This is a genomic window from Jeotgalibacillus aurantiacus (assembly GCF_020595125.1).
GTDB classification, from domain to species: Bacteria; Bacillota; Bacilli; order Bacillales; family Jeotgalibacillaceae; genus Jeotgalibacillus; species Jeotgalibacillus aurantiacus.
In genome coordinates this window covers 1-3123 of record NZ_JACNMS010000017.1, presented here as the reverse complement: position 1 = coordinate 3123, position 3123 = coordinate 1, and the positions used below count along the sequence as shown (strand labels likewise).

The 3123-nt window shown below is 40.7% G+C and carries 5 protein-coding genes; all 5 read right to left on the bottom strand.

The genetic code is table 11. From position 1 onward, the window contains the following. Nucleotides 1–168: 168 nt before the first annotated feature. Nucleotides 169–396, bottom strand: a complete 228-nt coding sequence (locus H7968_RS17930; RefSeq protein WP_227397378.1) for a hypothetical protein — start codon at nucleotides 394–396, stop codon at nucleotides 169–171. 115 nt (nucleotides 397–511) lie between these two features. Next, entirely contained in the window at nucleotides 512–637 is a 126-nt protein-coding gene (locus tag H7968_RS18080) for a hypothetical protein (RefSeq protein ID WP_264476797.1), read from the bottom strand. 1 nt (nucleotide 638) lies between these two features. Continuing rightward, entirely contained in the window at nucleotides 639–890 is a 252-nt protein-coding gene (locus H7968_RS17925; RefSeq protein ID WP_227397377.1) for a hypothetical protein, read from the bottom strand. 11 nt (nucleotides 891–901) lie between these two features. Then, a complete protein-coding gene (locus tag H7968_RS17920) occupies nucleotides 902–2296 on the bottom strand; it encodes a hypothetical protein (protein WP_227397376.1) in 1395 nt (464 codons plus the stop codon). A 12-nt stretch (nucleotides 2297–2308) separates the two neighbouring features. After that, nucleotides 2309–3123 (bottom strand): phage distal tail protein (locus H7968_RS17915; protein ID WP_227397375.1); only part of this gene is annotated, 815 nt, incomplete at its 5' end.

Below are 3123 nucleotides of genomic sequence, written 5' to 3'. Positions count from 1 at the left end.
AAAATTGATATTGAGATCAACCTCTCCAACCGTATGATATCTGTGAGCCAGCAATATTGAGTTATATTGTTTAATTTCCCCCAGCTGTTCAAAATCTCTTATGACCCTTAAAGATTTCACCTTTTCACCACCTTCGCAAATAAAAAGAGCACCTCAATTAAGATGCCCTTATAATTCCTTTTTGTTTTTCAAATCTATAAGTTTTTCAATTTCTTTTAAAATGTCATCCATTCTTTCGTCCATTACAGCATTTATTTTTTCATTAAGTGCATCTTTATCTTTCACAAGTCCGTGTTCGATTAAAAGTTCAACCAGTACGCTATTAAAAGCTTTTTGTTTCGCATGCTGGTATTCAGATAAAAATAATAGTAAATTTTCAGCTTTGATATTTGTCATAGATATTATTCCTCCCTGTTGTAATGGTTCAACAAATAGAGAGGAATGACCTTCTAAGACATAAAAAATACACCTATCTTAAGGTGTTGCTTACGACGCATAAGATTCCGAGTGTTTAATGATCCTCTACAATCCAACTTTTGTATGGTTCAGGGACATCATCAATGGTAATTCGCTTCATTTCAATCAGAAATTTGTAACCTCTGATCTTCGCTTGGTCGATACTTGAAATTTCAGCCATATCAAAAACCTCCCATTAAGACTATTTGCCATAGATCAGCTTGTTGCTCTTTTAAAACATCAATTTCTGATTTTGGATAGTCCACAAAAACCGGAGTGTGAATTTCTCCAGAAACATTTACATGTTCAACGTATTTTCCATTCGGAACATCCACCCACAAAAATGGAACTCCTACAGGTTCCGGCGGTGCTGGAGTTTGGTTTTTTACAGATATTAATGTTCCTTCATTATCATAAATAATTAATGAATTCATAACATACCCCCCTATTCATAAGCAGTCCACTCAACATCACCAACTAATATTGAGCTATTTACTGTGATTTCAAAACCATTTGGCACGATTTGAGCGACTACTGCAGGATCAAAAAAAGTAGTACCGTTATTGTAGGGCAGTAAAATACCATTCATATTATTATTAACGGATGAGCCCCAATATCCAAAAGAAGAGGAACTTCTTGTTCCTCCGTTATGTCGGAATACGATATTGTGCAGGGTTAAAAAATAAAAATGAGTATTAGAAGGTGTTCTATCTAAAATTACAGTAGACGGAGTAAAGTCTAATGTATTCATAATACTCTTCACCCCTAAAGCAGCATTAAGCGTACCTGTTGCTTTTTTTACCCCTGTACTTATTTGCCCGATTCCTGTTGCTAAATCTTGAAAACTGGGATCGGTGGGTATTACAACACTCGGGTCAACGTCAGTGATCGCCCCACCGATCAGGTCTTTGCCGTCACTGACATTTATAAAAAGCTCACTCATTGCTCCTTCCACATCGGTTGCGGTGAATAGATTGCCGGAATCAATTAAACTGATATTTGTAGCATTATGAGCATCAACTGCATCTTCCGCCGGATGCGTCGTAAGGAAATCAGCCACTTCTGTGTTTACCTCGGCCGTCGGCTGCTTTCCAGCACCATTGAGTGTGCCTACTCCATTAACCTGACCTTTTTCAGATGCTAGCAAGAAACCTTCTCCCTGCTGTTCCTCGAACCAATCATTAAAGATCTGTGCGAAGTCCAGGAGATCCTGCTGTAGTTGAGCCGTCGCATCTGCAAGATCAGTAGAAAATTGGTCAGATTCAACTTGCAGTTCTGCTTGACGAGCTGTAATCCATGCCTGCAGTTGATCTGTGGGGATACTGATCAATGAGTACACTAGTCCACACAAATCCTCATCTAGTCTCTCATCGATAAAATCAGTAGCCTCTAATGATGAAGTATTTGCTCTGACCCTTACCTGACCAAGACTAATCTCATAAATAAAATTATCACGTTGGAGTGCAGGGGGTACGGGATTTTCAGCATATTCCCCCTCTTTAATTACCGTGACAGTTTCTCGCTCACTGTTTCTGAGATCATGCCTAACTACAAAACGATCAATGCGATCAAGCGTGGGATCAGCGATATTATGAGTTAACACTTTATCGGTCGTGTTTTTATAACGATAACCCTTTATGATCGCCCGACCCGGCTCGATAATGGTTTCCAGTGTCCCGTTTTGTACGACGGCTTTTAATGAGGGTTGACCGTCCACATGCAACAATCCTGAGGACAGCACGTCCCCAAAATAATCAGCAAAATCACTCGCTAAATACACCCGGTCATATACGCCCGGTGACACTTCATTTGCGTTAAAAAAGTAACTGAACTCTGGCATGTTTTCACTCCTTTATATTGCGTTGTATAGCTTGCTGTATGTGATATTGACGATTGCACCCTGAATGTCTGAATCTGCGGTGTATTCGATGTCATTCTCCCCGATTACAAGCTCAAAGAATGTTGCAGCATCATCAATCCAGTTAAATACATTGCGCCGGGTCCCATCAGGCTCCACAAAAAACACTGTGCCTGCCTCTGTGTCGATCTCCATGATCTCGCCCTCAAGCAACTCCTGATTGATCTTGATAAACTCACCAGTTGTATTATTAATAATCATAGGATTAAGCGCCGGTCCATGAAACTCGACAAAGATCGGCGCAGGGCTGTCACCGTCATTAATCATCTGTCTTCGGTCACGCTGAATACCAAAGATAAAAGGTCCACTGATCGGGAATCGGAACCTCGGCTCAAAAGTAGGTTCTTGCGTCTGTTGAAGCGTGCGCCAAAATGGGTTTGGGCATGTCAAATCAATAACAGCAATTTGATGAGTACGTGACCGACCCTCGCCACTTAAATACCTTGGCACATGATCCGCGGCACCATATGTCTCTTTGATTCTCCCTCCATATTCGTATTGGATTCTCAGTTGTCCTGAGACCGGGTTACAAACCTTCCCAAGGTGTTCTCTTTTCGTTGAAATGTCTTCATCATCGGTACCTTTTATTAAGACCTCAATATTGATAAAACGAGGGATCAGTTTACTATCGATGTATGTTCTTCCCTGCTGGTAAGGGGCTGCTTGCATTTGAATGTCAGCATCTACATCACCAAGCCCAATTATGCTCTGAATGACGTATGGACCTGTTTCAGATAATTGAACGCTAT